Source organism: uncultured Phenylobacterium sp. (genome assembly GCF_902826855.1).
Classification (GTDB): Bacteria; Pseudomonadota; Alphaproteobacteria; order Caulobacterales; family Caulobacteraceae; genus Phenylobacterium.
The window spans coordinates 1-5422 of the sequence record NZ_CADEGK010000262.1 but is presented as its reverse complement, the minus strand read 5'-3'; the positions used below and the strand labels follow the sequence as shown (position 1 = coordinate 5422).

Genomic DNA, 5422 nt, shown 5'->3' with positions numbered 1-5422 from the left:
GACGCACCGGCCTACCCGCGCTTGCGCGTGGCGCCAGTTCCCGGCGGAGGCCTCGCCCGGGCGCGGGCGCGTCTGGAGTCTCCCTACGGTCCGATCGAATCCGAATAGCAGATCGAGGGCGACGCGCGCTTTGAGCTGCAGGTGACGGTGCCCCCGGGCGTGATCGCCGACATTCAGCTGCCGGATGGCCGACCCGAAACTGCGGAGCCTGGGCGATCGCGGTGCGGCCGCAACCTGGCGAGGTGATGAAGCGCTGGGGGTGCAACGGCGAGGGAGGGCGACATGCCTGACGATGGGAAGGACGTCGTGCTGAAGGTGCTGCGTGCGCAGGAAGCGGCGACGGCGCGGGGCGCCACGCCGTGGGAAGGTTAGGTGAAGGCGGATGACAGCGTGACCCACGATCTGCGTCCGCCGACGCAATGTCGCGGCCCCGGCGCGAGATGGACGGCAGTGGGCGCGCAGGTCGAACCATGACCGCAATGGTTTGATTGCACGATCTCACGCCTCGCAGGAACGTCCAGTCCCGGCCTGACGCCACCGTCAGCTCTTGGCGGAGGATGGCTCAACCCGTCCCGGGCACAATTTGCGGAGGGAGCGCCCGCACCACCCCGCGCTTCGATTTTCCATTTGGATCAAGCGGTCCCGGAGCGGCCGCCAACCTTCGGGCGATCTGTGGCTATCGACCCACCCCTATCAGGCGTCGCGTTTTTTGAAGGACGCCCGGCAATTCTGCAATGGTTCCGCCCCCCGTCGCGGCCCATCGTTCATCCCGCCGGGCGAGCCGCCCAAACGCTGGGGACCACAACATGGACGCAGTTCAAGGTGCACGGGAGCGCGGCGTCCGTCGATGACCGCGCATTCGGACGACGCCGCGCTTGCGGGACTGATGGTGATCGACGCCAGCGACTCGGTCGCCGGCCAGCATTGCGGCCGCCTGCTGGCCGACTATGGCGCCGAGGTTGTGCTGCTGGAGCCGCCGGACGGAAGCCCGACTCGTAGGTTGCCGCCCTTCACCATGAAGCGTTCGGCCCCTGAGAACTCGCTGCTTTTCTGGACCCTCAACACCGGCAAGCGTTCGCTGCGCACACCCGGTGACGTGAAGCTCGCGAGCCTGTGCCAGGGAGCCGATGTCATCCTCGTCGACGCCGCGCGGCGCGACGAACTGGGATTCGTGGAAGCGCAGGGTCAGGCGGTGATCTGCGCCTTCAGCGCCTTCGGTGACACAGGGCCCTATCTCGGCTGGACCGGTGGCGAGCTGATCCAGCAAGCCCTCAGTGGCGTGATGTTCCCCACCGGGGCCCCCGGCCACAAACCCATCTACGGGTTGGGGCGGCGCAGCGAATATGCCTGCGGCGTGACCGCCTATTCCGCGATCCTGGCGGCCCTGCACGTCCGCGAACGGACCGGCCGGGGACAGGACGTGGAGGCAGTGATCTCCGATGCGGCCGCGGCCATGGGCCAGGCGCTGGTCTCCAACTACTCGTACGACCAGACCTTTTCCGGACGCCAAGCCTACAAGGGCACTGGAATGCTGGCCCTCCTGAAGTGTGCGGACGGGTGGATGGTGATCTGGGTGCGTCGCACCGGATGGCGCGAGACCTGCGAGATCTTCGGCGTCCCCCATCTTGCAAACGACCCCCGGTTCTCCACCATTCCGAGCCTGGCCGCGAACTGGAACGCGGCGGTCGATATCCTGCGTCGGCATTCCGGCGACAAGCGCACGGAGGAGACCTGCCAGCGCCTGCAGGCGGCCAAGGTCTGCGCCGCCCTCGTCGCCACGCCCTCGCAGCTGCTGCAACTCGAACAGTTCGCGGGCCGGGGCATGTGGCGCTACATCGACGACGCCGGGACGCGGATGCTGTCCATCGGTCCTGCCTTCCGCACGTCGACGCCATGCCGACCGATCGCCCCGGCGCCGCTTCTGGGTCCGAAGATGACCCGTGACGCCGGTCCGCCGCCGCGCTCGGCGTCGCGGGCATGGCGGCGCGAGCCGGCCGAACTCCCCGAGCTGCCTTTGGCGGGCGTGCGGATTCTGGATTTCACCCAGGCTTGGGCCGGCCCGATGGCCACCCGAGCCTTGGGCTACCTCGGCGCGCACGTCATCAAGATCGAAAACGCTGAGGTGATCGATTCCTGGCGCGGAGGACTGCGCCCGCCGGCTGACGGATGGGAGGACCGCTTCTACGATAAGATGTCGCTGTTCAACTCCCAAAACCACGACAAGCAGTCGATCTCCTTGGACCTCAAATCGCCGGCCGGCCGCGACATCGCCCTACGCTTGGCGGCGGTGAGCGACGTTGCGGTCGCCAACTTCTCCTCCGGCGTTCTGGACAAGCTGGGTCTGGGGTTCAAGGACATGTCGAAGGTCAACCCGGCGATCTCGGTGTGCGAGATGCCAGCTTTCGGCAACAGCGGACCTTGGAAGTCCCACATCGCCATGGGCAAGACCATGGAAGCGGCCGCCGGCATGGCGTCGTTGATGGGCTACGGGGACGGTGTTCCCTTGCTCACTGGCCCCGCCCACCTTGATCCGGTGGGCGGCCTGCATGGCACGGCGGCCATCATGACCGCGCTGCTTCACCAGAAGCGAACCGGGCAGGGCCAGTACGTCGAGATCGCCCAGGTCGAGGCCGCGATGCACTGGGTCGGCGAATACCTTGTGCAGGCGGCGCTCGGAGAAACCCCGTCGCCGCCGGACGGCAACCGCAACCCCGACGCGGCCCCCCACGACGCGTACCCATGCGCCGGCGAGGACGAGTGGGTCGCCATCGCGGTCTACACTGACGAGGAGTGGCTGCGGTTGCGGGCCCTCGTCGGCGACCCCAGGCTCGACGTCCCGGCGCTGGCCACGGTGGGCGGACGACGCGAGGACGTGGAAGCGATTGATGCGGCCATCGCAGCGTGGACCCGCGGCCAGGACAAGCGCGACGTCGCCGCTTTGCTGCAGGCCCACGGAGTCCCCGCCGCCCCGGTGACGACTGGCGGCGACGTCTATCGCGATCCGCATCTGCGGAGCAGGGGGATGATCGCCGAGCTAGACCATCCCGACCGCGGCCGGAAGGAGTACTCCAGCCTCGCGTTCCGGCTCTCCGCCACCCCTGGGGCCATGCGCACCGCCGCGCCGCGGTTCGCCGAGCACACCGACGTCGTGCTGCGAGGCCTGCTGGGCCTCAGCGAAGCCGAGGTGGAGCAGTTGGTCGCCGACGGGGTCGTCCGCCGAGCGCCCATCCCGTTTCGGCTCTAACCCCGCAAATCCCGGAAGCCACATGACAACCGCCTTTGAAGACCTGACGCTCACGTTTCACGACGACCACGCCGTCATCCTCCTCAACCGTCCCGAACGGCTCAACGCGATGGCCTACCGCTCCTGGCAGGACATGCTGCAGGCCCTCAGCATGGTGGAGGCCGAGCCGTCGGTTCGCAGCGTGGTGCTCCGCGGCGCAGGCAGGGCGTTCTGCGCCGGCGACAACCTAAGGGGCATGGGGCCGACGCCCTACCCCAACGACCGCTTCAAGCAAATGGCGAGCCACTCGGTCTTCCCGGTGGTCAAGCGGATGCGCGAACTGGAAAAGCCGATCATCAACGTCGCCCATGGGGTCGCGATGGGCGCTGGGTTGGAGATGTTCATCGCAGGGGACATCCGGCTGGCGACGGCGGACTGCAAGCTGGGCATCCCGTTCGCCAAGCTCGGGCTTGCCGGGCTGCATCACTCCCTGCCGCGCTACGTCGGCTTCACCAAGGCGGCGGAGATGTTGTTCACCGGTGAGCCGATCGACGGCGCCGAGGCCGCTGCGTCCGGCCTGCTGACGGCCGTGATCCCAGACGAGACTCAGATCGACCTCTACGTCTCGAAATGGACCCGCAAGTTCACCGAGGTCTCGACCACGTCGATCGCCGTGATGAAGCGGACGTTCTATCGGGCGTTCGAGACCAGTCCGGAGGACTGGGTCCCGCGCTCGTGGCTGCACCTGAACACGCTGGACCGCACCGACTACAACGCGCGCACCGCACGCTGGAAGTCGGCTGGGGCAAACGCCGAGGCCAAAGGTGAGTGAGAGCGCCGCCGGCGTGCGGACGAATGTCGCCGCACCCGCGGTCTTCGGCACGGGACTCTCCGGCCGGTATCTCTTCTACGCCATCTCTTTGCTCTTCGTGGCCAACTCGTTCGGCTACGCCGACCGGGCCATCATGGGCATCCTTGCGCAGCCGATCCGGGATGAATTCCACCTGAAGGACTGGCAGCTGGGCATCCTGACCGGGTCTGCCTTCTCGATCACGTATACGCTCATGACCCTGCCGCTGGCCAGGCTGGGGGAGCGCTGGCATCGGCCCCGGGTGGTTGGCGGCTCGGTCATGGTTTGTAGCGCCTTCACGGCGGTCTCCAGCCTGGGAACCAGCTTCCTGCAGATGGCGGGATTTCGGATGGGGGTCGGCATCGGCGAGGCCGGCTGCGTGCCCTCTTCGCAATCCCTGATAACATCCTACGTGAGCGTGCGCCGTCGCGCGTTCGCCCTATCCGTCTTCATGGCGGGCGCCTCAATGGGCAGCCTCATGGGTCTCGCGCTCGGCGGCCTCATCGCCGACCAGTACGGCTGGCGGACCGCCTTCGTCGTGGCCGGACTTCCGGGCCTCGTGATCGGACTGCTCGTGGCCACGACTCTGGTCGAGCCCGCACTGCGCAGTCCGCCGCTGGCCGAGCGGCCCAACTTCATCGCCTCAGCCAAGACGCTGTTCAGGAAGCGCGCGTTCTTCCTGATCATCGCAGGCTCCACCGTCTGGTCGCTGACCCAGAACGCCGGCGGCGCGTTCACGGCGGTTTTCCTGTTGCGCTCCCACCAGTCCGGTCTCCAGACCCTGGCGGACCAAGTCAACGCGGCGACCGGCTGGAGCATCGGTCCGGTCGCCTTTCTGGGGCTTGTGCTCGGTGTTTCCAGTGGCCTCGTCGGCATCTTCGGGGCGATCTTTGGCGGCTGGCTCGTCGATCGCCAGGCCGCGAAGCACCGCGGCGCCTATGTCACGGTGATGGCTGTCAGCCGCTTCTTCGCGATCCCGGTGAACGTCGCGGCGTTCCTCGTTGGCGACGCTGGCCTGGCCATCCTGCTGCTGACCGTCAGCTCCTTCCTCGGCCACTGTGGGACCGGCGGGGTGTACGCCTCCATTCAGAGCCTGGCGCCGCCGCACCTGCGCGCGACGGCCTCAGGGCTGTTCCTGTTCACGGTCAACGGCATCGGCCTGACACTCGGCCCGCTCCTCGCGGGGCTCGTAAGCGACGCCTTCGCGACTTCGATGGGCAGCGCGCAGGGCCTGCGCTACTCATTGCTGATCTTCGAGAGCGCCGCGATGTGGGCCGTGCTGCTGTACTGCCGTGCACGCACGCCGGTGTCTCGTGCAATCGAGGACATCGCCCGGCGGGCCACACCGC

The 5422-nt window shown here is 67.8% G+C and carries 4 protein-coding genes; all 4 read left to right on the top strand.

Annotated features, from left to right (window positions below):
- A partial coding sequence (locus tag QZV94_RS25290; protein ID WP_367255162.1) for an alpha-L-rhamnosidase C-terminal domain-containing protein occupies positions 1-108 on the top strand: 108 nt, incomplete at its 5' end.
- A 739-nt stretch (positions 109-847) separates the two neighbouring features.
- On the top strand, positions 848-3244 hold the full coding sequence (locus QZV94_RS22735; protein WP_293682395.1) for a CoA transferase: 2397 nt from the start codon (positions 848-850) through the stop codon (positions 3242-3244).
- Positions 3245-3266: 22 nt separating this feature from the next.
- Positions 3267-4055 carry an enoyl-CoA hydratase/isomerase family protein gene (locus QZV94_RS22730; protein WP_293682393.1) on the top strand — a complete coding sequence of 263 codons (789 nt, stop codon included), beginning with the start codon at positions 3267-3269 and terminating at the stop codon, positions 4053-4055.
- Positions 4048-5422, top strand: a 1375-nt coding sequence (locus QZV94_RS22725; RefSeq protein WP_293682391.1) for an MFS transporter, incomplete at its 3' end; no start/stop codon positions are given. The genes QZV94_RS22730 and QZV94_RS22725, both read left to right, overlap by 8 nt.